The organism is Flavobacterium sp. Arc3 (assembly GCF_041431375.1).
In the GTDB taxonomy this organism is placed as follows: Bacteria; Bacteroidota; Bacteroidia; order Flavobacteriales; family Flavobacteriaceae; genus Flavobacterium.
Window position 1 is genome coordinate 1 of sequence record NZ_JASMRI010000022.1, and the last position, 26042, is coordinate 26042.

The 26042-nt window shown below is 34.8% G+C and carries 21 protein-coding genes and 1 tRNA gene; 6 read left to right on the forward strand and 16 right to left on the reverse strand.

Annotation, left to right across the window (positions count from 1 at the left end; all coding sequences use genetic code 11):
• Window positions 1-91: 91 nt before the first annotated feature.
• The 3 genes from lpxB to QO200_RS14885 all read left to right on the forward strand — a co-directional run bounded on the left by lpxB (window position 92) and on the right by QO200_RS14885 (window position 3882).
• Window positions 92-1201 (forward strand): lipid-A-disaccharide synthase, encoded by a 1110-nt coding sequence (gene lpxB, locus QO200_RS14875; protein ID WP_371541453.1) that lies wholly within the window; start codon window positions 92-94, stop codon window positions 1199-1201.
• 47 nt (window positions 1202-1248) lie between these two features.
• Entirely contained in the window at window positions 1249-1746 is a 498-nt protein-coding gene (locus tag QO200_RS14880; RefSeq protein WP_371541456.1) for a C40 family peptidase, read from the forward strand.
• 99 nt (window positions 1747-1845) lie between these two features.
• A complete protein-coding gene (locus tag QO200_RS14885) occupies window positions 1846-3882 on the forward strand; it encodes a ComEC/Rec2 family competence protein (RefSeq protein WP_371541459.1) in 2037 nt (678 codons plus the stop codon).
• Window positions 3883-3885: 3 nt separating this feature from the next.
• Here QO200_RS14885 and QO200_RS14890 read toward each other — a convergent pair whose 3' ends face one another.
• From QO200_RS14890 to QO200_RS14910, 5 genes are read right to left on the reverse strand one after another with little or no spacing between them, the layout of a single operon-like run.
• The gene (locus QO200_RS14890) at window positions 3886-4347 is read right to left on the reverse strand and encodes a thioredoxin family protein (protein WP_371541462.1); all 462 of its coding nucleotides are present in this window, start codon (window positions 4345-4347) and stop codon (window positions 3886-3888) included.
• Between the two features lie 45 nt (window positions 4348-4392).
• Window positions 4393-5943 carry a peptide MFS transporter gene (locus QO200_RS14895; RefSeq protein ID WP_371541465.1) on the reverse strand — a complete coding sequence of 517 codons (1551 nt, stop codon included), beginning with the start codon at window positions 5941-5943 and terminating at the stop codon, window positions 4393-4395.
• A 32-nt stretch (window positions 5944-5975) separates the two neighbouring features.
• Window positions 5976-7490 carry a peptide MFS transporter gene (locus QO200_RS14900; protein ID WP_371541468.1) on the reverse strand — a complete coding sequence of 505 codons (1515 nt, stop codon included), beginning with the start codon at window positions 7488-7490 and terminating at the stop codon, window positions 5976-5978.
• Between the two features lie 22 nt (window positions 7491-7512).
• On the reverse strand, window positions 7513-9027 hold the full coding sequence (locus tag QO200_RS14905; protein WP_371541470.1) for a peptide MFS transporter: 1515 nt from the start codon (window positions 9025-9027) through the stop codon (window positions 7513-7515).
• Between the two features lie 7 nt (window positions 9028-9034).
• Entirely contained in the window at window positions 9035-11203 is a 2169-nt protein-coding gene (locus QO200_RS14910; RefSeq protein ID WP_371541473.1) for a S9 family peptidase, read from the reverse strand.
• Between the two features lie 180 nt (window positions 11204-11383).
• Here QO200_RS14910 and QO200_RS14915 point away from each other — a divergent pair, with 180 nt between their 5' ends.
• A complete protein-coding gene (locus tag QO200_RS14915; protein ID WP_371541475.1) occupies window positions 11384-12703 on the forward strand; it encodes a hydroxymethylglutaryl-CoA reductase, degradative in 1320 nt (439 codons plus the stop codon).
• A gap of 144 nt (window positions 12704-12847) precedes the next feature.
• Window positions 12848-13765 carry a GYDIA family GHMP kinase gene (locus QO200_RS14920; RefSeq protein WP_371541477.1) on the forward strand — a complete coding sequence of 306 codons (918 nt, stop codon included), beginning with the start codon at window positions 12848-12850 and terminating at the stop codon, window positions 13763-13765.
• Window positions 13766-13874: 109 nt separating this feature from the next.
• On the opposite strand, the gene QO200_RS14925 is transcribed toward QO200_RS14920, so the two are convergent.
• The 6 genes from QO200_RS14925 to QO200_RS14950 form a co-directional block, all read right to left on the reverse strand.
• Entirely contained in the window at window positions 13875-15971 is a 2097-nt protein-coding gene (locus QO200_RS14925) for a peptidylprolyl isomerase (RefSeq protein ID WP_371541479.1), read from the reverse strand.
• 107 nt (window positions 15972-16078) lie between these two features.
• Window positions 16079-17338 (reverse strand): hemolysin family protein, encoded by a 1260-nt coding sequence (locus tag QO200_RS14930; protein ID WP_371541481.1) that lies wholly within the window; start codon window positions 17336-17338, stop codon window positions 16079-16081.
• Between the two features lie 3 nt (window positions 17339-17341).
• A complete protein-coding gene (locus QO200_RS14935) occupies window positions 17342-17536 on the reverse strand; it encodes a hypothetical protein (protein ID WP_371541482.1) in 195 nt (64 codons plus the stop codon).
• Between the two features lie 17 nt (window positions 17537-17553).
• Entirely contained in the window at window positions 17554-18108 is a 555-nt protein-coding gene (lptC, locus tag QO200_RS14940; RefSeq protein WP_371541484.1) for an LPS export ABC transporter periplasmic protein LptC, read from the reverse strand.
• Window positions 18109-18149: 41 nt separating this feature from the next.
• Window positions 18150-19400, reverse strand: coding sequence for a hypothetical protein (locus QO200_RS14945; protein WP_371541486.1), 1251 nt, complete (start codon window positions 19398-19400; stop codon window positions 18150-18152).
• Window positions 19393-20127 carry a type III pantothenate kinase gene (locus QO200_RS14950; protein WP_371541489.1) on the reverse strand — a complete coding sequence of 245 codons (735 nt, stop codon included), beginning with the start codon at window positions 20125-20127 and terminating at the stop codon, window positions 19393-19395. Before QO200_RS14950 ends, QO200_RS14945 begins: the two co-directional genes overlap by 8 nt.
• 128 nt (window positions 20128-20255) lie before the next feature.
• Between QO200_RS14950 and QO200_RS14955 the strand changes: the two genes are divergently transcribed.
• A tRNA-Phe gene (locus QO200_RS14955) sits at window positions 20256-20328 on the forward strand.
• A 146-nt stretch (window positions 20329-20474) separates the two neighbouring features.
• Here the strand turns inward: QO200_RS14955 and QO200_RS14960 are convergent.
• From QO200_RS14960 to QO200_RS14980, 5 genes are all read right to left on the reverse strand, one after another.
• On the reverse strand, window positions 20475-21134 hold the full coding sequence (locus tag QO200_RS14960; RefSeq protein ID WP_371541491.1) for a CoA transferase subunit B: 660 nt from the start codon (window positions 21132-21134) through the stop codon (window positions 20475-20477).
• Window positions 21135-21137: 3 nt separating this feature from the next.
• The gene (locus tag QO200_RS14965) at window positions 21138-21839 is read right to left on the reverse strand and encodes a CoA transferase subunit A (RefSeq protein WP_371541494.1); all 702 of its coding nucleotides are present in this window, start codon (window positions 21837-21839) and stop codon (window positions 21138-21140) included.
• A 105-nt stretch (window positions 21840-21944) separates the two neighbouring features.
• Window positions 21945-22715 carry a 3-hydroxybutyrate dehydrogenase gene (locus QO200_RS14970; RefSeq protein ID WP_371541495.1) on the reverse strand — a complete coding sequence of 257 codons (771 nt, stop codon included), beginning with the start codon at window positions 22713-22715 and terminating at the stop codon, window positions 21945-21947.
• Window positions 22708-23490, reverse strand: a complete 783-nt coding sequence (locus QO200_RS14975) for an alpha/beta fold hydrolase (RefSeq protein WP_371541498.1) — start codon at window positions 23488-23490, stop codon at window positions 22708-22710. The genes QO200_RS14970 and QO200_RS14975 overlap by 8 nt, the downstream gene beginning before the upstream one ends.
• Window positions 23491-23513: 23 nt before the next feature.
• Window positions 23514-25982 carry a carboxypeptidase-like regulatory domain-containing protein gene (locus QO200_RS14980; protein WP_371541500.1) on the reverse strand — a complete coding sequence of 823 codons (2469 nt, stop codon included), beginning with the start codon at window positions 25980-25982 and terminating at the stop codon, window positions 23514-23516.
• Window positions 25983-26042: the final 60 nt, after the last annotated feature.

Consider the following 26042-nt stretch of genomic DNA (forward strand, 5'->3'; position numbering starts at 1 on the left):
AAAAAGATTTAATTTTGAAACACCAAATTATATGTTTAACCAAAAAGTTGCATTAGTAACTTGAATCCAGCAACTAATTCACATCTTTAAAATGAAATACTACATTCTAGCTGGAGAAGCTTCAGGAGACTTGCACGGATCTAATTTGATTAAAGAAATATTCAAACAAGACAAAGACGCACAAATAAGATGTTGGGGTGGTGATTTAATGCAACAAGCTGGAGCCGAATTAGTTTCTCATTACAAAGAGCGTGCTTTTATGGGCTTTGGCGAGATCGTTAAAAACCTTTCTTCCATCTTAGATTTTATAAAGTCCTGCAAGCAAGACATTGCCGATTACAAACCTGATGCTTTAATCTTTATAGACAATTCTGGTTTCAATCTACGAATTGCTAAATGGGCAAAACCCGCAGGGTTCAAAACCTTTTACTACATAAGTCCACAGGTCTGGGCATCTAGAGCGAGTCGAGTAGAAACAATTAAAAAAACAATTGATCATATGTATGTGGTTTTACCTTTCGTAAAACCATTCTACGAAAAATACAATTACGATGTAACCTATGTAGGCCATCCATTAATTGACGCTATACATAATCACCCATCAATAGATTCCACGGTTTTTAAAACTGAAAATCAACTGAGTGAAAAACCTATTATTGCTTTGCTTCCTGGTAGCCGTAAACAAGAAATTACCAAAATGCTTACCGGCATGTTAAGTATTATTGATGATTTCCCAGATTACCAATTTGTTATTGCTGGTGCCCCAAGCCAAGATTATTCGTTTTATCAACAGTTCATCAAGAAGGATAACATAAAATTCATCTCGAATAAAACTTATGATTTATTGAATAACGCTACAGCGGCATTAGTAACCTCCGGAACAGCAACCTTAGAAACTGCGCTTTTAAAAGTTCCAGAAGTAGTATGCTATAAAGGCAGTTGGGCATCATACCAAATTGCAAAACGAATAATAACACTAAAATATATTTCCCTTGTCAATCTGATTATGGATGAAGAAGTAGTCACTGAACTGATTCAAGAAAACTTTAATACAAAAAATATTAAAACCGAATTACAAAAAATACTGGAGCCTAATCATCGCTCGCAGCTATTGAAAAAGTATGATATCCTAGAAAAAAAACTAGGAGGTACTGGAGCAAGCGAAAAAACGGCTCAACTGATTGTTACAGCATTAAAATAAATATATTCCCAATCGGTGACGATTGAATTCCATTAAACTAAATTAATTTGAAAAAGTCATTTTACATTCTATCCCTAATTGTTCTATTTGCCTCTTGTAAATCATCTTCGATAGTTACTCGCGCATCCACTGAAAGCAAAAATGAAAATGCAGATAAAGTTATTGATAAGATAATAAGTACCGCATCAGAAGACATAGGTGTTAAATACAAAACGGCTGGCACTACAAAAGCAGGTTACGACTGTTCCGGACTAGTCTACTCCACTTTCGGCTTATATGACGTCAAACTTCCCCGCTCCTCTTATGAACAATCAAAAATAGGAATTGAGCTAGGGCAAAATCTAAAAAAAGCAAAAAAAGGAGATTTGATTTTTTTTAAAACCAATAGAAGGTCTCAAATTAATCATGTGGGAATAATAACTGAAGTCAAAGACGACGATATCAAATTCATCCACGCGTCTACCTCAAAAGGTGTAATCATCTCTTCTATGAGAGAAAAATACTATCAGAACACTTTTGTTCAATTAAATCGTGTTATAAACTGAAACGCATTACAAACCCCTTCCTTTATATAGCGAAAACGTCATTTTTTCAACGATAAAATAAACCCTTTTTTTATTGTTAAAATTCTGTACTTTAGAACTATGAAAGTACTGCAGTTCCCCTTAACGAGAATTACAATAGCTTTTGTGTTAGGGATACTAATCGCCTTTTACACAAAGCCCGCTCCGGCAATCCTTTTTGGACTATTAACCGTTGCTTTATTGTTTTTTGCTGCAAGTTATTTTTTGCAAAAAAAAGTACTTAAAAACACCCTCTTTTTTGGACTGACCACCTATTTACTTTCGTTTTTTATAGGAGCTGCTACCCTCATTGCTCACACTGATTCTTATCAAAAAAGCAATTACACACACGAAAGAGGTGTTTTTGAAAAACCACAGCTTTTGTCATTGGTAATTAGAGAAAAACTAAAAGGAACTAACACTAACGACCGCTATATTGCTATTCTCAATCAAATTGGCACTAAAAATTACTCGGGAAAAATACTTTTAAATATTCACAGAGACAGCGTTTATCATACATTAGAAACCGGAACTATAGTAAGCATTAAAGGCATACTCTACAAAAACAAACTGCCAAACAACCCAAACCAATTCGATTATGGCGAATACCTTTCGAAAAAACAAATTTATGCCCAACTATACACTGATTCAGGGCAGATAATTAATAGTGCCGAATTAAAAAAAGATGTTTGGTATTATGCTTCAAAAATACGAACGACGATTATTCATAATCTAGAAAAAAATAATTTCCAGAAAAAGGAATTAAACGTTGCCATCGCATTAATACTAGGGCAAAAACAAGATATTTCACCTGACATTCTCCAAGATTATCAATATGCTGGCGCCATACATATTTTATCAGTTTCAGGATTACACGTTGGATTCCTCTTGCTTTTTTTAACCTTTATTCTTAGCCCAATCCCTAACACAAAAAGAGGGGCGATACTTAAGTTAATTCTAATTCTGCTATGCCTAGCTAGTTTTGCGTTAATCGCAGGACTCGCCCCATCTGTTGTGCGTTCAGTCACTATGTTTTCCTTTGTAGCCATCGGATATCAGTTGCGAAGAAGCGTCAACATTTATCACACTTTATTGGTTTCAATATTACTAATTTTACTTTTTCAGCCTTCCTTCTTGTTCGATGTTGGATTTCAGTTGAGTTACATCGCTTTGTTTTTCATAGTATGGCTACAGCCGTTACTAGCTTCTATTTGGAAACCAAAAAACAAACTTCTAAATTATATTTGGGGAATTCTCACCGTTTCCTTTGCGGCACAAATTGGCACTATGCCTTTGAGCATCTACTATTTTCACCAGTTTCCAGGCTTATTTTTTATAACCAACTTAGTAGTAATCCCATTATTGAGTTTCATAATGATTCTAGGAGTTCTGGTTATGGGATTAGCCGCTTTTGATTACGTACCATTTTTTCTTTCTAAATCGTTAGAATGGAGTATTCATTATCTCAACAAAATAGTTAATTCGATAGCTTCGTTCGAACAATTTATAATTCGAGACATTCCTTCCAACTCCGATTTACTACTTACTTCTTATTTGCTTATACTAGCAACTATAGTTTGGTTCAAGAAACCTACTTTTGACAAACTTGTGATCGTACTATTAACCGTCATTGCCGTACAGCTTACCTATATGCAAACGCAGTGGAACATTCAAGACCAACAAGAATGGGTAATCTTTAATCTAAAAAGAAATACAATGATAACGGAGCGTCATGGAACCAAAGTAATTCTCTATGCCAATGACAGCATCAGGACGAACTCAAAAAACAACAGCGTACTTAAATCGTATCTAACCGCTAATTTCAGTGTGATAACCAGCAAAGAAAACATACATAATACTGCCTACTATAATGAAAACAAAATTCTTATTATAGATAGTACGGGCACTTACCCAAGGGGCATACGACCAAATGTGATTCTGCTCACACAATCCCCAAAGATAAATATAGACCGAATGCTACTAGAATTGAAGCCAGAAGTAGTCGTAGCTGATGCGTCGAATTACAAAAATATTCAAATATATTGGAAACAAAGTTGTGAAAAACAAAAAATCCCTTTTCACGCTATTGGCGAAAAGGGATTCTTCAAACTAAATTGAATGTTATTTTTGTTTAATAATTTGATTTGCGACAGCTAACCAGGCTACAGGACCACCGGCAACATAACCCGTACTTCCCAAACCTTCAAAATTAACCTTTCCTTCTACATCTGCACCGTTAGCAAAATGAATAGTTGGAAAACCTTGTATTCCAAAAGCTTGTTGTAACTCGTTATTCTGATTCTTTATTTCAGGAGTTTGAGGTGTTCTTCTTGGATAATCTAATTCTACAAGAATCACGTTGTCTGCTGCCCATTTTGCAAATTCAGGTGTCAACAACACTTCTTTTTGCAACCTTATACACCATCCACACCAATCACTTCCTGTAAAAAACATCATTAACGGCTTATGCTCTTTATTCCCTATCGAAATAGCTTCTTTAACATTAGTATGCCATTTTAATTCTTGTGACTGAACCGCCTGCATTCCAAAAAACAAAACGCAGAGTAAAATTATTTTTTTCATGTTTATTTCTTTTAACCTCTAATCAACAAATATAATGCCTTAAAACTATTTTACACCATGCATTAACTTTTTCATAAGAGGAGATAATAGTATCATGATTAAACCAGCTCCAATAGGAACAATCGTAAAAATCAAAAAGAAAGTAGATAAACTATACTGATGCGTAATAGTTTCAATCATTCCTCCCATTGACCCTGCAATCTTATTTCCTGTACCAATAAATAGGTAGTACACTCCAAACATGATTCCGATCCATTTAGCAGGAACCAGTTTACTTACATAAGACAAACCTACTGGCGAAATACACAATTCCCCTAACGTATGGAACAAATAAGCAGCAATCAACCAGAACATGCTTACTCTAACAACTGATGCAGCGCTAGTATCGATACCCATACTTCCGTAAGCTAAAAATCCAAAACCTAAACCTAGCAAAGAAAGTCCTAAACCAAATTTCATGGGTCCGGATAGATTATACCTACTTTCCCACCATTTAGAAAACACTGGCGCAAAAACAACAATAAATAATGAATTTAATATCCCGAACCAAGTTGCAGGAACCTCAGTACCTGTAGCAGAAAATTCTCTACCTACTTTCCAAAGGACAATAGCCCAGATAATCACAAAACTTAATGCTAAGATTAAATTTCCTTTAGAATACCTTTTGAATGTTTTAGAAAACAATTTAATCAACACATAAGTTATAATTAACAAAGGAACGATTGTCAATAAAGTATCGGCAATTTTAAATAATGAAGCACTGCTTCCAAATAATTCTCTTTGCGTAAATTTCTCGGCAAAAATAGTCATAGACCCACCCGCTTGCTCAAACGCTGCCCAGAAGAAAATTGTAAATACTGAAAAAATCAATACCGCTATGATTCTATCACGAACAATATTAGCAGGAACTTTTTCAAGTGCAGCCTTATCTTCCGATTCTTGTTTAGATGCCGCAGTTGGTTTTAAACCAATGTTCCCAAAAATATCTTGTGTAAAATAAAATTGCAACATACCGAAGAACATAAATATTCCGGCTAGACCAAATCCCCAACTCCAAGATATTTTTTCTCCTATGTACCCACAAAGCATAATTCCTAAGAATGCTCCAGCATTTACTCCCATATAATATAAAGAGTAAGCACCATCTTTTTTCTCAGGATGACTTTCGTAAGCATTAGATATTATCGAAGTCATGTTAGGTTTGAATAATCCGTTACCAATAATCAAGCAACCAATACCTATGTATAACATAAGCGGTGTTTCAAATGCCATAGAAGCATGACCTAAAGTCATTGCCAAAGCACCCAAAATTACTGCCCATCGATATCCTAAATATTTATCAGCTAAAAAACCACCTATTACAGGAGTAAAATAAACAGACATAGTATAAGTACCATATAATCCCAAGGCATCTTCAACACTCCATGCCCAACCACCTTTGGCAATTGAAGAAGTTAAAAACAATACTAATAAAGCACGCATTCCGTAATAAGAAAAACGCTCCCACATTTCTGTAAAAAACAACACAAACAATCCTGCTGGATGTCCTAAAACAGAATCTTTAAAAAATTGATCCGAAGAAGTATCTTGACTCATATAAATATATTTAATTGTAATCTAATAAATTATTATTTCTCGTTGTCCTCAGCACCGTGAGTTAATCTATTAAGCGGTTTTAATAACATTAAGAACAATGCACCTATAACAATAGTAAAAACTAAAATCCCCATAAATACCGCATATTCACCTAATTCACTTGCTGATTCTCCAATAATTCCAGCCACTTTATTCCCTAAACCTGTAGCAGCAAAGTACACACCCATCATTAATGAGGCATATTTAACTGGTGACAATTTAGTAATAAATGATAAGGCTACCGGTGAAATACATAGCTCTCCAATAGTATGGAACAAATAAGCCATAACCAACCATAACATACTTGACGAACCTACTTTTTCAAATTCCATTGTAGCAAATACCATGAATAAAAATCCAAACCCCATGATTATAATACCAATTGCCATTTTGAATATAGAAGAAGCTTCTTTCCCTTTTAATTTTCTTTTAGCCCAATAAGAAGCTACAATAGCAGCAAATATAATGATAAATCCTGCATTTAAACTTTGGAACATAACCGTAGGAACCTGCATTCCTAAAAGCATTCTGTCTGTTTTAGAATCTGCATATAAATTCATTAAACCTCCGGCTTGTTCATAAGCACCCCAAAAGATAATTACCATGATAAAAGAAAGTAATAAAACTAAAAAACGATCTTTATCTTGTTGTGAATCTAATTCTTTGTAAATCATCATCATTAAAGCAGCAATAACTGTCAAAAAGATAAATAGTAATCCAAATCCCCATCCTAAACTATACCACCCAAAAAGAGAAACCACGGTCAAGATAACAGTAAATGTCAATTGTTTTTTTGAAGTCAATAAATTTTGAAAAAGTGCTCCATAAGAACTTTCATCAACTGTATTTTTTTCTTGAATTTCTAAATTACCCACATGCGTTAAATATTTTTGACCCCATACATAAACGACAAGTCCAAAAACCATTGCAATTCCAGCTAATCCGAAACCTGCATGCCATCCATATTGTGCTACTACAAATCCAATAACCATCGTCGCTAATAAAGACCCCGTATTGATTCCGATATAGAAAATACTAAATCCTTTATCTCTACGGATATCTCCTTGTTCGTAAAGTCCACCTACCATTGTAGAAATATTAGGTTTTAACAAACCAACACCTAGAATCACTAATCCTAAACCAGTATAAAATGCCCAAGTATCTGTAAACACTAAAACACCATGACCAATACAAAGTACCACAGCACCTAGTAAAACTGCTTTCTTTTGACCTAATAATTTATCGGCAATCATCCCTCCTGGAATAGACATTACATAAACTAACATGGTGTACCATCCGTATAACGCAAGTGCTTCTTGACTTGTCCATCCTAAACCTGGGCCTCTCGAATCACCCATTGTTTCAGTAGTCATATAAAGAACAAGTAAAGCTCTCATTCCGTAATAAGAAAAACGCTCCCACATTTCTGTAAAAAACAAGATATATAATCCGACCGGATGACCGAACAAAGTTGATTTTAAATGAGCGTCTGCAGTAGTATTTGACATAATTTATTTTTTGGTTTGTAATTTATTTAACTTCTTGCATTAATTTTTTCACCAGAGGAGAAATTGCAATTAAAACTATTCCAGCAATTAATGCATAAATTGCTAAGTCTTTATATCCATCGGCATACACCGTTAATTTTTCTAAATTTGATGCGTTTTCAGAGGCTTCAGCGATATTAGCCCCTAGTAATCCAGCAAAATATTGACCATATGCACTAGCCAGAAACCACATTCCCATCATTACAGCCTGGGTTTTGTGCGGTGATAATTTAGTCATTACTGACATTCCTATTGGCGATAAGCATAACTCCCCAAAAGTAATTATAAACCATCCAAAAGTAAACAAATCTAAGGAAGTTTTCCCTGTAGCGTCAGCAAAGAACTTTGTGTAATAAAACACATAAAAACCAGCTGCCAAGAATAAAAACCCTAATCCAAATTTAACCACAGTATTAGGTTCGATTTTCCTTTTATGCATCCACATCCACACCAAACCTACTAATGCTGCAAAAACAATTACAAAAAATGAATTTGCTGAATTATTAACTCCGTTAGCATCTAATGGAATTCCTAGAAGAGTATTATCTAAATTATGTGCCGCGAATAAACTTAAAGAACCTCCACTCTGTTCGAAAAAAGCCCAAAAGAATATGGAGAAAATGATGAATACTAGAGCTGCAAATAACTTTTTATTTTCTGCAATAGAGAAATTTCTCATTTCATAAAACAAATATAGTAGTGAAGCAGGGCCAATAATAAACATGAATATATCCGTATATTCTGTATTAGACACCATGGTCATAATAATAGGAATAATTATTAATGAACCTATATAAGTAACTATTTCAAGTGTTTTTCTTTTTGATTTCGTTAAATCGAATAAAGGAGAAAGTCCTATATCACCTAAACTTTTTTGTGTTTGCGTAAAAGTCAATAAACTGATCAACATTACAAATGCAGCAAACCCAAAAGCAACATTCCATCGCAAATGTGTTGGAACAACTGAAGTTAACATTGACCCATTTGCAACAGCAATACACAAATAGCCACCTATCAAGGCTCCTAAGTTGACTCCTGCGTAAAACAATGAAAAACCAGCGTCTCTCCTGTGATCATCATCTTTGTATAGTTTCCCTACCATGGTAGAAATATTAGGCTTAAAGAAACCAGTACCAATAATAGTGAAGCTAATTCCGAAGAAAAAAAACTGTTTTGGGTCATAGGCTAAGATCATACTTCCGACAATCATTAGCAACCCACCCCAAAAAAGGGATTTTCGATACCCAAGAATTTTATCTGCAAACAGACCTCCAATAAAAGTAAACGCATATACAAAAGCTTGTGTGGCGCCGTACTGCAAGTTAGCAACGCGATCATTCATAGCAAGCTCACTCACCATAAATATAACTAACATTCCGCGCATTCCATAGAAACAAAAACGTTCCCACATTTCGCTGAAAAACAAATACCACAATTGTTTTGGGTACTTACCTTCGAAATTCTGAATTTCCTCTAAAGATAAATTGGTAGTATTCATTTAAGAATTAAAGATTTTCTTTAATAAAATTAGTCATCTTATTGTATAACTGAATCCTAGTGTTTCCTCCATAAATACCATGATTTTTATCAGGATAAATTTGCGAATCAAACTGTTTATTTGCTTGTATCAAAGCTTCCATCATTTGCATTGAATTTTGTAGATGCACATTATCATCACCACTACCATGAATCAAAAGAAATTTCCCTTTCAATTTATCTACGTGGTTTATAGGTGAATTATCATCATATCCTTTTGCATTTTCTTGTGGAGTTTGCATGTAGCGCTCTGTATAAATACTGTCATAAAATCTCCAGTTTGTTACTGGCGCTACAGCAATTGCCATTTTAAAAGTGTCATTCCCTTTAAAAAGACAATTAGAAGCCATAAACCCACCGTAAGACCAGCCAAATATACCTATTCTAGACTTATCTACAAACGAATAATTTCCAATCACTTTTGCAGCGTCGATTTGATCCTCGACTTCATACTTTCCTAATTCTAATTGAGTCACTTTCTTAAAGTCAGCTCCTTTAAAACCAGTTCCTCTTCCATCTACGCAAGCTACGATATACCCTTGTTGCGTAAGCATCATAAACCAATAGTCATTTGTTGAATTCCACTGATTAGCTACTTGCTGAGAACCAGGCCCTGAATACTGATACATAAAAACTGGATATTTCTTTGAAGCATCAAAATCCTTTGGTTTCAATATCCATGCATTCAATTCATTTCCCTTTTCGGTTTTTAAAACAAAAAACTCCTTTGTAGGTAAATTATATTTTTTAAGGGTTGACGCCAATACAGCATTATCTTCAATCACTTGCAATTGTTTCCCAGACTTAGCATCGTTTAACGTATAACGTGTAGGCTGGGTTGCGCTTGAAAAAGTATTGATGTAGTATTGAAAATTAGGACTAAAGGTAGCTCCATTTGTCCCTACTTCATTCGACAACACTTTTTTATTTTTTCCGTCTAATGCAATACTATAAACCGCTCTGTTGATAGATCCGTTTTCAGTAGATTGATAAAAAACAGTATTCGTTTTTTCATCAAAACCATAATACGAAGTTACTTCCCAATTCCCTTTAGTTACTTGATTGCGTAATTTTCCATTCTTATCGTATAAGTAAATATGATTAAAACCATCTTTCTCGCTCGTCCAGATAAAACTGTTATCATTTAAGAATGTAAGATTATCTGTAACATCCACATAAGCCTCATCTTTCTCATTCAAAACTACTTTTGTCGTTCCAGTTGTTCCATCGACAAATAACAAATCCAGATTGTCCTGGTGACGGTTTAAAATCTGAGCTGACAAGACATTTGCATCATTTGTCCATTGCATACGAGCGATGTAAAAGTCTTTATATTTACCCAAGTTGATTTCCTTAGTTACTTTTGAAGTAGGGTCATATATATGTAAAGAAACTAAAGAATTTTTCTCTCCCGCTTTCGGGTATTTAAACGTTTCAATTGTAGGATACAAATCTTTGTGAAACATAGACATGGAAAATTCAGGAACCTGACTTTCGTCAAAACGTATATAGGCCAGTTTTTTACTGTCTTTACTCCAGTCAAATGCTCTTACAAAAGCAAATTCCTCTTCATAAACCCAGTCCGTAATACCATTAATGATGGCATTTTTCTTTCCGTCAGTGGTAATTTGAGTCGTTGATTTGGAAGCCAAGTCATAAACATACAGATTGTTTTCTTTAGCATAGGCGATCATTTTTCCATCAGGAGAAAAAGTAGGCTCCTGTACTTGAAAATCGAATGGCTTTGTAAGTTTTTTTGTTACTGTATTGTACAAATAGTAATCTGCCGTAAAAGAATGACGGAAGATTTGATTTGAATTAGAGGCAATCAAAATCATTTTTTCGGTAGCGTCAAAAGTATAACTATCAATCATCGACATACCAGGATGATCTTTTGTATTTATTAAAGTTGCTGTTTTTTTGAGTGTTGCAAAATCATATAAATCGATTTGCATCGTTCTCGAAGCACGATCTAAGTTCAGCACTGTGTATTCATTCGTTTTTTTCATGGATTGTAATTCATCCATTCCTTTGGCACGAAATTCTCCTCCGTATATTTGTTCAACCGATATTTTTTGCTGTCCGAAAACTGTGAAACACAAAAATAAAAATAAGACCGAAAACTGTTTAGACTTCATACTATTAATTTATATGTAAAAATGAGCCCAATTTTAGTGAAAAAATTACAATTATATCACATTTGATGTGTTAAATGTTGAAAACAATATTCAACAGTGCTGTTTAATGACAATAAATAAATGGCTTCAAAACCGCTAAAAATGTATCTTTGCAGCTAATTACATTATAATCTATTGAGAATGAATAAGCCCGTTGCCGGATTTTCAAAATTATCCAAAGAAGAAAAAATAAACTGGATTGCCAAGGAATACTTTTCAACTCCTTCAGAAGCCATTGCTTTACTGAAAAACTATTGGAATTCAGATGAAAAAATACAGAAACTACACGATGAATTTATAGAAAACACCATCACTAATTTCTACATTCCCCTTGGCGTGGCTCCCAATTTTCTAATTAACGGAAAATATAGCACCATTCCGATGGCTATCGAAGAAAGCTCAGTCGTTGCTGCAGCCTCAAAATCTGCAAAATTTTGGTCTACTAGAGGTGGTTTTAAAGCAACGGTAATCAACACTGAAAAAATAGGCCAAGTTCACTTTCTTTATAAAGGCGATGTTTCAAAATTAGAATTATTCTTTGCTGAAACCAAAGACAAATTCTTTTCTGAAACAGAAAGCATTACTAAAAACATGCAAAAAAGAGGTGGAGGAATTTTGGATATTGTCTTAAAAGACAAAACGAACCTGCTTCCCAATTATTATCAACTTCATGCTACTTTTGAAACCAAAGACAGCATGGGCGCTAATTTCATAAATTCATGTTTAGAGCAATTTGCTAAAACATTAAAAGAAGAATCGCAGACCTACCAACTATTTTCACCAACAGAAAAAGACATTACGGTAATTATGAGCATTCTTTCTAATTACGTACCTAATTGCATTGTACGTGCAGAGGTTTCTTGTCCAGTAGAAGAATTAGCTGAAAAACACATACTCGATCCACAAGATTTTGCAGAACGGTTCGTACAAGCCGTTCAAATTGCCGAAGTAGAACCTTTTAGAGCCGTAACCCATAATAAAGGAATTATGAACGGAGTTGACGCTGTTGTGCTTGCTACAGGTAACGATTTTCGTGCGGTCGAAGCAGGAATACACGCTTATGCAGCAAAATCAGGTCAGTACTCTAGTTTATCCCACGCTAAAATTGAAAACGGCATATTCACATTCTGGTTAGAAATACCATTAGCATTGGGGACTGTTGGCGGACTAACTACTTTACATCCCTTAGTAAAACTATCATTGGAAATGCTTAAAAAACCTTCCGCAAAAGAATTAATGAAAGTCGTTGCGGTTGCTGGTTTAGCACAAAACTTTGCTGCATTACGTTCCTTAACCACAACAGGTATTCAGGACGGCCATATGAAAATGCACTTGAACAATATATTAAACCAGTTTGAAGCAAATGATGACGAGCGCAAGCTCATTCAAAAACACTTCAAGCACAATGCAGTGTCGCATAGTGCAGTTGTTGACTATATTGAAAATTTAAGAAAGCAGTAACCAGAAAAGCTAACCCCGCCACCATCGCGTATGGAAACTCAATCTTTACCTGATTATAGTAGTATAGGATACCGCTTCTTTAGGGATTACAAAAAAGAATACTGCAACCCTGAAATGAATTCAGTGAAATTAAATTCAGCATAAATGAAAGAAACATTTTACAGTAACGGAAAGCTTTTAATTACCGGAGAATACCTCGTTTTGGACGGTGCGATAGCTTTTGCATTGCCTACAAAATTCGGGCAGTACCTAAATGTCGAAAAAAATCCTAATCCAGAAATTCACTGGAAAAGCTATGATGCTGATGGCAAGATTTGGTTTGAAGATCGTATTTCGTTTTCAGAGATAATGAATCCTTCTGCACAAGAAATAGAAACCATAAAGTCAACATTGATTTCTATACTTCATGAGGGATATTTATTAAATCCTGGCTTTATAAAGGACGGATCGGGATATATCATTACTACGCAACTGAGTTTTCCTAAAAAATGGGGACTAGGAACCTCCTCTACCTTAATAAACAATATTGCACAATGGCTACAAATTGATGCATTTATATTGCTCAACAATAGCTTTGGTGGTAGCGGCTATGATATTGCCTGTGCGCAAAACAACAACCCCATTCTTTACCATCTCGAGCACGGAAGTCCTATTGTTGAAAAAGTTACTTTCAAACCAAACTTCACGCAACACATCTACTTTGTCTACCTAAATATGAAACAAAGCAGCAAGACCGCAATTGCAAACTACCAAGCAACTAAAACCCGAGATTTAAATAAAAACATTGATTCAATCAACAAAATAACCCTTAAAGCTTTACAAGCAAACACTCTTCACTCTTTTGCGCAAGCGATAGAAAGCCACGAAACCAAAATGAGTATTATTTTAGAAACAACAACTGCAAAAGAGGCACTATTTTCAGATTTCAAAGGCGAAGTAAAAAGCTTAGGAGCTTGGGGTGGAGATTTTGTAATGGTTATATCTGAGTTCGACCCTACAGCGTATTTTAGTTCAAAAGGATTTAATACTATTCTCTCTTATGATGACATGATATTAAGTTAGCAGCTACATAAAAATCAATAAAGACTACTTCAAAAATATATTATGCATAAAAAAAACCCGATACAATGTATCGGGTTTTTTCGTGAAATTAATAATTACTTTAAATCAACTAGTAATTAAATTGTTTTCTATTATCTTCAATAGTTGCATTGTCTTTAAGCGCAGGTAAAACTCTGTTAACATCGCCAGCAGATTGCGCTTTTAATTTAGCCACATAAGGCGAAACATCCTTCAAGGCTGCAGCTTTCACTGTACTTACATTTTTAACAACATATACTCCAGTATTTCCTTCGATTGGTGCAGACATTTTATTTGCTGCCAATGCAAATGCATTTCCAACAACTTTTGGCTCTAATCCAACACCTGTTAACATTGGGTTCTCCATAGTAACATCAGTTGCTTGCAACACAGTAGAACCTGCAGATTTAGCAATTGCTTCCATAGAACTTCCAGTCATTTTAGCTTTGATCAATTCTGCCTTTTTCTTGTTTTTAAGAATTGGCTCTACATAAGGTTTAACTTGCGTAATAGATACTAACCCTGACTTATCGATACTTTTAAGTCTAGCGATAACGTGTCCAACGTTAGCTACTTCAAATCTTTTTATTGTACCAGCTTTAGAATCATCTTCAAAAGCCCATCTTACGATTGATCTTTGTACTCCTAATGGTCCAAAATTTTCATCCATTGCTTTTACTGTAACTCCGGGAACTACTGTAAGTCCCATTCCTTTTGCTACAGTATTGAAATCTTTATCAGCTGCATCCATTTCAAATTTAGTCGCTTGTGTAAACGCTTTATCTGAAGTAGCTTCTGAAGCTTCCAGTTTTAAAGCTACCGTAGCTAAACGTATTCCGTCTTGCTTATCAGTAACTTTAATAATATGAAATCCAAAAGGAGTTTCTACTAAACCAATCGAACCAATACTACTATTGAAAACAAAATCGTTAAATGGTTTCACCATTTGATTTTGACTAAAATATCCTAAATCACCACCTTGTTGTGCTGATGAATCATCTGAGTTAGAAAAAGCTAACATCATGAAACTTTCTGGATTTGCTTTTACTTGCGCTAATATAGCTTCAGCTTGCGCTTTTGCTTCTTCTTTAGTTCTTTTTTCTTTTTTGTTTGGAACTTGTGTTCCTTCATAACTAATTAAGATATGACTTGCTTTTGCATTCACGCCTAGTTTTTTACCCATAGATTTTGAAACACAGTAGTAGTTTCCAAAAACGTAAGGTCCATATATTTCACCTGGAGCAAGATTAAACAACTGATCTGCATCAACAGCAGGTAAGTCTTTCTTAGCTACATAAGTAGAATCGTAAGGCACATCTGAATTTGAATTAACAAAATCAATTGTATTTTTAGCAGCTCTAAAACCTGCTAAAGTATCATTTTTCGCAGTTGCTTGATTATAAACAACACTTCCTGATAACAATCCAGTAATTCTAGCTTTTACTTCAGCTTCATCATCTTTTGAAGCTTTATCTGCAATTAAAACATACTCTACTTCACGAGATTCTTCTGCTTTAAATTTCTTTTCATTTTTCTTCATGTAATCTAATATCTCAGCATCAGTTACTTTAACGTCACTGTCTTTGATAGTAGAGTATAAACCGGCAACATAAGCAAAGTTCACTTTATTAGCTTCCATTTCATATTTAAACTTTCCTTCACTCTGAGTTGTATAAACACCTGATTTGATCATCGTGTTGTAGATTTGATACTTAGCGTTAAGCTCAGCATCTTTCTCTCTGTCTTTTAAATATTCTGCTTGCGCAGGATTTGATTTGAAATATTCTTTGAATTTTGCAATATCAAACATACCCGCTGCATTCAAGAACATTGGATTTTGACCAATATTAGGGTCTGCTTTTAAAACTGCTAATAAATGCTTCTCTCCAACTCTTAAACCTAATTTATCAAATTCAGAAGTTAACAAAGCTACAGAAACCTCTTGGTCCCAAACTCTGTTTGCTGCTGCTGTAGAAGTGATTCCTTCAGTACTTTTTTCAACATTACTAACTTTAATTCTGAAATCTTCAAATGAAATATCATTTCCATTGATACTCCCTACATCTTTTGATGTACTGTTAAAGCTTCCACTGTTGAATAAATCGCCAATGATAAATGCAAATAATGCAAATGCGATTACTGCAATCATTAAAGCGGAACGTTGTCTAATATTTGATAAAACTGCCATTTTTATTGTTGTTAATTTTATATTCAGTTTGCGAAAATACAATTATCTAATTAATAATTATACTAGTAGCGTTTTATTTTACAAAAAAAATACTTTTATAAAAAAAATCACTCTTTTATGGTCAATTTGACCAATTCAATTTTCTTGTTTGTAGCCTCTTCTATGATAAAATGATAGGTTCCTATCACTATTACCTCCCCTTTTAACGGTATGTCATTATTAAAATCTACAATAAAACCACCTAGAGTACCATAAGAATCACTCTCTGGTATATTAAGCTTATATGTTTGATTCAAATATTCCACATCAAATCGAGCCGAAAAAATATAAGTATCATCACCCAGTTCCTTTTCGATTAATTCTTCATCAGAATCATGTTCGTCTTCTATTTCCCCAAAAAGTTCTTCTACTATATCTTCAATAGTAACTATACCTGAAGTTCCTCCGTACTCATCCAACACCACCGCCACACTTTTTCGCTTTTTAGTAAGCAAATTCATGACATCTTTAATGTAAATTGTTTCAGGAACAAATTCAACAGGAATAACGACCGCTTTGATACTCTTAGGCTTCTTAAACAAATCAAAGGAATGCACGTAACCCACAATATCATCTAATGAATTTTCATAGACAACAACCTTAGAGTAACCAGTTTCAATAAATAATTCTTTAAGCTCCGCTATAGTATCAAATAAATCGATAGCTACAAGTTCCGTTCTAGGACTCATAACATCTCTAGCCTTTACACCTGAAAATTCCAGTGCATTCTGAAACATTTGTATTTCTGAATCGACCTCGTCATCATCCTCAACGCTACTCATTTGCTCCATAATGTAATTTCCAAGTTCTACTTTACTAAAATAAAGCTGTATCTGATCGCCATCTGTTCTAAAGAATTTTTTTAGAACAAAATCAGAAACCCAAATCAAGAATGTAGAAATAAAATAAAACAGCACGTAGAAAATATAGGCCGGTAACGCAAAAAACTTGAATAAACCATTTGCGTAAATTTGAAAAAAGACTTTCGGTAAAAACTCAGCTGTTATTAGAACAATCAGCGTAGAAAGCACCGTTTGAATCAACAAATTCAATAAGTCAGAAAAATGATATCCTAGCGAATCTATCTGACGCATCAATAAAGCGCCCATAAAAAATCCATAAACCACCAATGCAATATTGTTTCCAATAAGCATAGCAGCAATAAATTTTGATGGTTTTTCGGTAAGTTTAGTAAGGATTTTAGAAAGAAAATTATCTTGCTTCTTCTCTATTTCTAGATATATTTTATTCGAAGAAATAAATGCAATTTCCATCCCAGAAAAAAAGGCACTTAGTATTAGACATAATATTATAACACCAATTTCCATAAATTATGATTGATCATTACGGTCCTGCATCTTCTTTGCATATTTTCTCCTGAAGAAAAACATAAAAATTGCAAGTCCGGCAATCATGACACTCAACCAAGGCGTACCCTCAGGATCGTTCCATTTTACAATCGCTTCATAAATGAAGTACAAACCAAAAATAAGATAAATGTAAGGCGTGTATTTTAAGTAACCCATAGTATAGTTTTTGATATTTATTCAGCCGAATCAAATTCGCCTGTTAATCTTTGTGAATTGATAACCTTGAAATCTTTAGAAAAATCTATTCCTTGTCCATTTGAAGAACCTTTAACATCTGTAAATTTAAACTTTTTTTCAGTAAAAAACCATTCATTTTTTTGATCATAGTACAATTGCTCTGTTTCAAGCGTTTGCCCTTTCTCTGCAACAATCTTTACTTTTCCTTGCAAATCGATTATCCCCGTGATTTTATAGGAAATGGCATAATTTGATGTCACGCGGGTGGCTTTCCCTTTTTCATCGTACAATGTAATATCTATTCCTTTCGGAAATTCTGTAAAAGGAAAATCAATAGTTGAAAAATCTAACATCTTAGGACTAAGCAAAACAACCTTTATAAGTCCCGAATCAGTATATTTTAAATTCACTTTATCTGCATCCCCACTGGGCGTAAATTCCGTGACATTTATTTTTTGAACTTCTTTAAAATTACTTTCACACCCAAAAAACAGAGTCACAGCAAAAACTGTGACTAGGTTAAGTATTCTATGTGTTTTGAATAGATTCATACGTCAATATAGACAAAGTGAAATATATTTTAATGCTTCTATTATTGGAATTTTCTTTGCACGAACCATTTGTCATTCAGTGAAAATCCTATACTAATATTAGCATAATTTTCCTGAACTAAACCCGCTGAAGTTGTTCCTTTTTTCCCCATTTCGAATCCAATATTTACATTAGAAATAGTCCCAGTAATTGGCAAACCAAGCCCTAATGTAAACCCAATATCGTTTATTGATTCTCCACTAACAACCAGACCCGTTTTTTCATACTTCAAACCCCCTCTGTAAACAATCCTTTTACCGTAGCTTGAAAAGGAGTTATAATCAGGAATAAAAAAACCTCCTAAACTCACACTCCCGTATTTACCATATCCTACGTTACCCGCATTATTATAAGCATTTGCTTGTGCTGAAGATTTTGAATAAGCCACTTTTCCACCAATTAACCATTTTTGCGACTCTCCAATACCAGCGCTCAAAGATATTTTACTTGGAAATTTTAACTCAAGTTCATCATTTTGCTCTTCAAGAACATCTACAACTGATAAATCATACCCAGAACTGTAAGTTACAGTAGATATATTTCTAGTATTTTTAGACGTTAGAGTGTTTTCTAATGTATAATTTAAACTAGTATATATATTTAATTTTTTGCTCAACTTAGCCTTATACATCGCTCCGATATCAAAATTTACTCCTGAAAAATCAGCGCTATTGCTCTCCGTAGTTCCAACAGGAGTACCGGTAATAAACTCCAAACTATTCGTTTCAATTTTTCCGAAATTGTACTGAGTATCAGCTCCTATACTAAAATTAGAATTTATTTTATAACCCACTCCAATAAAAGCTTTATTCAAACCTCCTGAACCATTGTAGCGTCTATTATTTGTATCTGTATCTTCCGAAATAGCTTCTATCTTATACCCTACAGAGGAATAAGGAATTAATCCAAATCCAACTCCTATTTTGCCGAAAGGCAATCCAACAGCAAGATAGTCTAACATTGTTCTTCTTGCCTTTTCACTATTACTCTCTGATTTTACTGTTGTAGTATTATAAGTTCCACCAAGTGCAAATGTTGTAAACTTTAAATTAGCAAAACTTGCAGGGTTTTGCAAGTTAATATGAATACTGTCTTGTTCGACCGCTACTCCTGCCATAGAACGACTTTCAACTGTTCCTTTAAACCTAACATCCCCAATTCCGTAATAAGAATAAGGCGAAGAAGTCCCTTCTTGAGCAAAAGAAACTAACGACAAAAGCAAACAAGCGCTTATTAAAATTTTTTTAATCATTTTTGATTTTATATTGAAATGTTTGGTTCAAACTTTCTAAAAGAAAATTTGAATTGGCAAATATGGTATTTTTTAATCGTTTAGCCAAAAATTCTGCATCCCCTCCCGTTAAAATTATTATAAAATTTGGACAAAGAGTACGATATTCATCTACGAAACCGTCAATCTCATAGGCCAAACCATTTACAACTCCCGAATGAATAGATTCTGAAGTTGACTTCCCCACTAAACCTTTAGGACTTTCTAATGACAACAATGGCAGCTTTGCCGTAAAATCATGTAATGACTTATAACGCAATTGCAATCCGGGAGCGATAGCACCCCCAAGGTATTTGTCACTCTCATTCACAAAATCAAATGTAATACATGTTCCGGCATCTATCACTAATCTGTTTTGCCCTGGAAACTGTAAAGTTGCTCCAGCTGCTAGAACCATCCTATCTATTCCTAAAGTTTTTGGTGTTTCATACCCATTAACGAAAGGAAAAGGATCATCATGAGAAACAAAATGAACTGCGACCTCTTTTTCAAACTCTAAAAAAGACTGTTTTTCGATATTTCCGACCGATGCAACAACCAAATGAGAAGTATTTTTAAATTTTTTTAAAATATTTTTAATTTTTTTTTGGAGCTCTTCCTTCGAAAAAACAAACTGCTCCAAGAGGATATCATCCTCAAAAACAGCAGCTTTAATTCTTGTATTCCCCACATCAACTGTTAGAATCATAATTTGGATTTTGATTTTGCGAAGATACGAATTGATTTTTTTAAAAAAATGTATTGGATATATTAAAAAACATTCTATCTTTGCACCCGCAATCAACAAGCATTACAGCTTACGAAAAGCAACCAAATGGTACCTTAGCTCAGATGGTAGAGCAATGGACTGAAAATCCATGTGTCCCTGGTTCGATCCCTGGAGGTACCACTTTAAAACCCGAATAGAAATATTCGGGTTTTTTGTTTATATACGTTTTTCAATAAGGTACTACTTCAGTATCGATCAAAACTAAAACGACTCTTAATCATACAAAATTCAATTACTAAGAATCCATTTTTTTGGAAAGTGAAATTTTAATCGATTGCCATCTCTGGAATTTCAAAATCAATGATTAATCGGGCTGCGGTGGCTTTTATGATTTCTTCAACAGAAACTCCAGGCGCTCTTTCTACTAATCTAAAACCATTAGGCGTAACTTCTAAAACAGCTAACTCAGTAACTACCTTTTTTACACAACCAACACCGGTTAATGGCAGCGTACATTTTTTTAGAATTTTAGATTCTCCTGCTTTATTAACGTGCATCATTGCCACGATGATATTTTCGGCCGATGCCACTAAATCCATCGCACCCCCCATGCCTTTTACCATCTTTCCTGGAATTTTCCAATTGGCAATATCTCCGTTTTCAGATACTTCCATGGCACCCAAAATTGTCAAATCTACTTTTTGAGCCCGAATCATGCCAAAACTAAATGCCGAATCAAAAAAACTTGCCCCAGGCAAGGTCGTAATCGTTTGTTTTCCGGCATTAATGATATCGGCATCTTCTTCTCCTTCATAAGGAAACGGTCCCATTCCTAAAACTCCGTTCTCGCTTTGAAATTCTACTGAAATATCACCTTGAACAAAATTTGCCACCAGTGTAGGAATACCAATTCCTAAGTTCACAAAATAGCCTTCTTTCACCTCTTTAGCAATTCTTTTTGCTATCTGATTTTTATCTAAAGCCATGATTTAATTTCTTTTGCGTGTTGTACGTTGTTCAATTCTCTTTTCAAATTTCTCTCCTTTAAAAATGCGCTGCACCATAATTCCGGGTATGTGAATTTGGTTTGGATCCAATGCTCCTGCAGGCAGTAACTCTTCTACCTCAGCAATTGTGATCGTAGCTGCTCCAGCCATACATCCGTTAAAATTTCTCGCCGTTCCTTTAAAAATCAAATTCCCAGCCTCATCTCCTTTCCAAGCTTTTACAATTGCAAAATCGGCTTTGTATGCTAATTCCATAAGGTGCATTTTTCCGTTAAACTCGCGTACTTCTTTCCCTTCGGCTACTTCCGTTCCGTAACCTGCGGGAGTAAAAAAAGCAGGTATTCCGGCCTGAGCTGCTCGACACTTTTCGGCCAAGGTTCCTTGCGGAGTAAGTTCTACCTCTAATTCACCCGAAAGCATCTGACGTTCAAATTCTGCATTTTCGCCTACATAAGAAGAGATCATTTTTTTGATTTGTTTCTTTTGCAGCAATAGTCCTAGTCCAAAATTATCGACTCCTGCATTATTTGAAATACAGCTTAGATCGACTATTTCTTTTTTTACCAATTCAGCTATGCTATTTTCTGGAATTCCACAAAGGCCAAAACCACCTAACATAAGCGTCATTCCATTCTCGATTCCTTCCAGAGCTTCTTGCACCGTATTTACTTTTTTATTTATCATAATTTATCTTGTTTATTACCTATTAGAATTAAAAAAAAATCTGTCAAAATTACTTCTGACAGATTTAATCCAAACGAAACTAATTTAAAAAACCAAACCAAAATATTATTGAGCGCTCCAACCTCCGTCTAAAGTAAAAGTCGACCCTGTTATTGTCGTTGCGTGTTCGCCAGCCAAAAGAAGTGCCATTTCAGCAATAGCCTCAATAGGAATAAATTCTTTTACAGCCTGCTTTTTTAGCATAATCTTCTCTACCACCTCATCCTCTGAAAGATTATGTGCTTTGGCCTGATCCTTAATTTGGTTTTCTACCAAAGGTGTTCTTACATATCCAGGGCAGATTGCATTAGACGTTATATTATATGGTGCTCCTTCTAATGCCATTACTTTTGTCATCCCCACAACACCATGTTTTGCAGTCACATAAGCCGACTTGAACTCAGAAGCCCTAATTCCATGAACAGAAGAGATATTGATTATGCGACCAAACTTTTGTTCTTTCATGTATTTCCATGCTGCTTTACCAGCATAAAACACAGCATTCATATTAATCGCTATTATCTTTTCATACATTTCATTTGGGAAGTCCTCGATTGGAGACACATACTGAATCCCGGCATTATTAATCAAAACATCAATCGAGCCCAATTGCGACACTGTGTCTTCAACAAGCTGAGCAACTGCAGCTGACTCCAACAAATTAGCATTTGAATACCCCGTTTTTACTTTATATTTTTCTCCAATGTTTGATGCAATTTCAGCACCATTTGCTTCCAGTCCATGAAACATTATTTGGTAGCCGTTTTTTGCAAAAACTTTAGCTATCCCCAATCCGATTCCGCTGGTACTTCCTGTAATAAGAACTGATTTACTCATTTTCTAAAAAGTTTAAAATGATCTTGTTAAAAGCTTCGTGTTGATCCATTACAACTCCATGTCGTGAATTAGAAACAATAGCTACAGTTGCATTTTGCATTCTGGAAGCATACTCTTCTTTATAAGACACAGGCATATAGTCCATATCAGATCCAACTACTAGTGTTTTATGGGGAATAGTTTCTAGTTTGTCTCCTAGCCCCCATTCCATCAATGTCACAAATGTTTTGTAATATACTTCTGGATTATTTTTACCGCAACGTTCTTCAAATTCCTGTCGAAGCTTCTGTTGTTGTGGCTCAGGAAACATGTTTTTTGAAATTTCTTTGGCGAGCTCTTGAAGTCCTTTCATTTTTAGAAACGCAGTTCTACTTTCTAATAGTTCCGTCCCCATTTTTCCCATATTGTCAAAATCAGGTCCACTGTTGACAATTATTAGTTTGTCAACTATTTCCGGATGCGATACAGCCATTTGAAAAGAAACAGCTCCTCCCATGGAAAAGCCGACAAAAGAAGCTTTTTCAATCTCTAATTTTTGCAGCAACTGAAAGATATCTTCTGTTAAGAATTCAACTCCAAAATCATCGTTATTAATCCCTGATTTTCCATGACCTCTAAAATCAGGAATAATTAATCTAAATTTTTCAGATAAGACTGGGATTTGAAAATCCCAGTCTTTTATTGTTGAACCCAAACCATGAAGCAGCACTAGAGTTTCCCCACGACCAACATCTTCATAATTGATTTCTATTGAGTTAACCATTGTTTTTGGCATTCCAATTGTTTTTAGTTAACTACTTATTTTTTAGCAAAAAAGTCTATCGTATACTTCATCTCAACATTAAATAAGGTGCTGATTACTGGCGAAGCGACAAACTCTCTCACTTTTGCGTTGAAAAGATTCGTAAAACTAGCCCCAAACGACAAGCGATCTGTTGCATAATAACCCACGTTTGCATCAACTGTAAAACCACCTAATTGCCCGTAGTTCCATGTTCTTCCGTTTCTTGCATTTTCTACTACATCATTAGTTCCGTCACCGTTTAAATCCTGTGTTTTAGCAGCAATATTAATTCCTGAGAAGAAGTCATACTTTTGAACGTATCGTCCATAGATAGCACCATAGAATTTACCTTTGTTGTAGTGTAGCCCCACACTGAATTTGTGCGTTGGCGTATTGATTGGCAAATCCGTTTCAAGTACTTTTCCATCTTGATTCCCGTCATTACCTAGATCATTAGTATCTAAATCTCTTCCAAAATAGGAATAGTTGATTGTAGTTCTAAAAGCATCATCAAAATAGTAATTTAATCCAAGGTCAAAACCATAAGTATCTACTGCTCCAAAATTAGAATAAGTAAGTATATAAGCTCCATTAGAACCAGGAACTACCTCTCCAATTGGTTTATCTCCAACATAAGTTACCGTTCTTCCGTTTGTAGCGATGTTAACTAATGGACTAATGAATTTATCAGATTGGTTATAATAAGCATTTACATCAATAAAAAGTTGTTTCGAAAGCTTTCCTTTGTATCCTACTTCATACGAATTGATTGTTTCCACTTCTAATTTTGCTATTTTAGTTCCATCCGATAGGGTAAAACCTTCTCCATTCCCTAATACCAAACCACCAAATAAATTTCCTTTCAAATTCAGAATAGAAGGTACTGCCATTCCTTTCCCATAGGTTAGACGAAAAGTACCCGTTTCAAACGATTTTGTAATTGCAGCTTTAGGAAGAAAATTGGATCCATAAAAATCATGGTTATCTACACGCATAGCGGCTAAGAATGCCCATCCTGATTCTGGCGCTTTGTATTCAAATTGGGAATACACACCAGTTTGAGCTATCTTGATTACTCCATCCTGGTCTAATAAGTAAGTCCCTTTAGAATCGGCCATATCGTACTGATACTGAGCCCCAGCAGTTAAGTAGAAATTACTCCAGTTGTTATTATACTGCCCTTCAGCATTGTATCTTTTTGAAGCGTCTTTGAATAATGCTCCTCTTTGCAAGGGCACTCCTCCTGATCCTATTGGAAACCATTGTTCAGCATAAGATCTTCTTAAGGCCTCTTCCTCTGAAAAACCATTGTTGATAAAAGAAACATAATTTTGCGTTCTTTGGTTAATAGCGTAGGTTTTATCCGTTTTACTCCAGCTGTAATACGTATTCAAAAATAGACGTGGCGAAACATATTTCAATTGCGCTACATCAATAGACCAATCTTTAATTTGATTTCTACCAGCACTCGTTACTCCTAAGTTATTATTGTTACTATGTCCATAATAACTACTTAATTCTGAATTAGGAGTTAGTTTATAAAATAATCCAGCTCCATATTTTTGAGTATCAAACTTGCGGTCTAATTCTAACTCTTTATATGCTTTTGTACCCACATAAACAGAATCCGTGTAGTTGAACTCCGTTCCTTGTGATCTTTCAAAATGGAATTTATAAGCAAATTTATCAGAAACCGCCTGTGCATGACGCACTCTTGCCGTTAATACATCTTGGCTTCCCGCACCAATTGCAAAAGTAGTACCCTGGTATTTGAATGGATTTTTAGTAATAGTATTCACTAAACCATTGTGCGCATTTGGGCCGTATAGGGTTCCGTTTGGTCCCAATAAAATTTCGACTCTTTCCACATCATCCTTAGTCACGGTTTCCATAGATCCTAAAGGCAATCCCGTTGCTACTAAAGAAGACAAACGGTCGTCTGTTATCTGAAGGTTTTTAGAGTTGAATGCGGAGTTAAATCCCCTAATATTGATTCCTGTTCCCAAAACTCCTGTTCGAACAAAATCAACTCCTTTTTGTCTTGATGCTAATTCCCCTAAGTTGAAGCTTGAAAACTGCTCAATTTCTTTAGTTTTTATAACATTTACCGTGGCCGGAACCTCGGTCAGTTTTTGTGGCTTCTTGCCGGCTGAAACGACAACCTCGTCTAATTGCCCATAAGATTCTTCCATTTTCAGGTTCAGTTGCGTGGCCCTACCAGCTTGAATTGTTACTGATTGAGTAAAACCCTCAAAACCTACAAATGACACAGCTACTTTATAACTTCCCGCAGGAACTTTATCAATAGCAAACTTTCCATTTATATCTGTTACAGTCCCTATTTTAAGACTGACTATCTGAATCGTCGTTCCTGAAAGCGGCATACCGTATATATCAGTAATTGTTCCATTTAACGAGCCATTATCCTGAGCACAGATGAGCTGAGCAAACAGGACAAGAAAAAGGTAAAGATGTTTTTTCATTGGATTAAGTATTTGATTAGTAGGTGCAATCTAAAACGAAATCAAAGAGAGCTTTCCTAC

Coding starts and splice junctions, on each gene's coding strand:
- lpxB (WP_371541453.1), top strand. CDS start 92: ATGAAATACTACATTCTAGCTGGAGAAGCTTCAGGAGACTTGCACGGA.
- QO200_RS14885 (WP_371541459.1), top strand. CDS start 1,846: ATGAAAGTACTGCAGTTCCCCTTAACGAGAATTACAATAGCTTTTGTG.
- QO200_RS14890 (WP_371541462.1), bottom strand. CDS start 4,347: ATGAAAAAAATAATTTTACTCTGCGTTTTGTTTTTTGGAATGCAGGCG.
- QO200_RS14895 (WP_371541465.1), bottom strand. CDS start 5,943: ATGAGTCAAGATACTTCTTCGGATCAATTTTTTAAAGATTCTGTTTTA.
- QO200_RS14900 (WP_371541468.1), bottom strand. CDS start 7,490: ATGTCAAATACTACTGCAGACGCTCATTTAAAATCAACTTTGTTCGGT.
- QO200_RS14905 (WP_371541470.1), bottom strand. CDS start 9,027: ATGAATACTACCAATTTATCTTTAGAGGAAATTCAGAATTTCGAAGGT.
- QO200_RS14910 (WP_371541473.1), bottom strand. CDS start 11,203: ATGAAGTCTAAACAGTTTTCGGTCTTATTTTTATTTTTGTGTTTCACA.
- QO200_RS14915 (WP_371541475.1), top strand. CDS start 11,384: ATGAATAAGCCCGTTGCCGGATTTTCAAAATTATCCAAAGAAGAAAAA.
- QO200_RS14920 (WP_371541477.1), top strand. CDS start 12,848: ATGAAAGAAACATTTTACAGTAACGGAAAGCTTTTAATTACCGGAGAA.
- QO200_RS14925 (WP_371541479.1), bottom strand. CDS start 15,971: ATGGCAGTTTTATCAAATATTAGACAACGTTCCGCTTTAATGATTGCA.
- QO200_RS14930 (WP_371541481.1), bottom strand. CDS start 17,338: ATGGAAATTGGTGTTATAATATTATGTCTAATACTAAGTGCCTTTTTT.
- QO200_RS14935 (WP_371541482.1), bottom strand. CDS start 17,536: ATGGGTTACTTAAAATACACGCCTTACATTTATCTTATTTTTGGTTTG.
- lptC (WP_371541484.1), bottom strand. CDS start 18,108: ATGAATCTATTCAAAACACATAGAATACTTAACCTAGTCACAGTTTTT.
- QO200_RS14945 (WP_371541486.1), bottom strand. CDS start 19,400: ATGATTAAAAAAATTTTAATAAGCGCTTGTTTGCTTTTGTCGTTAGTT.
- QO200_RS14950 (WP_371541489.1), bottom strand. CDS start 20,127: ATGATTCTAACAGTTGATGTGGGGAATACAAGAATTAAAGCTGCTGTT.
- QO200_RS14960 (WP_371541491.1), bottom strand. CDS start 21,134: ATGGCTTTAGATAAAAATCAGATAGCAAAAAGAATTGCTAAAGAGGTG.
- QO200_RS14965 (WP_371541494.1), bottom strand. CDS start 21,839: ATGATAAATAAAAAAGTAAATACGGTGCAAGAAGCTCTGGAAGGAATC.
- QO200_RS14970 (WP_371541495.1), bottom strand. CDS start 22,715: ATGAGTAAATCAGTTCTTATTACAGGAAGTACCAGCGGAATCGGATTG.
- QO200_RS14975 (WP_371541498.1), bottom strand. CDS start 23,490: ATGCCAAAAACAATGGTTAACTCAATAGAAATCAATTATGAAGATGTT.
- QO200_RS14980 (WP_371541500.1), bottom strand. CDS start 25,982: ATGAAAAAACATCTTTACCTTTTTCTTGTCCTGTTTGCTCAGCTCATC.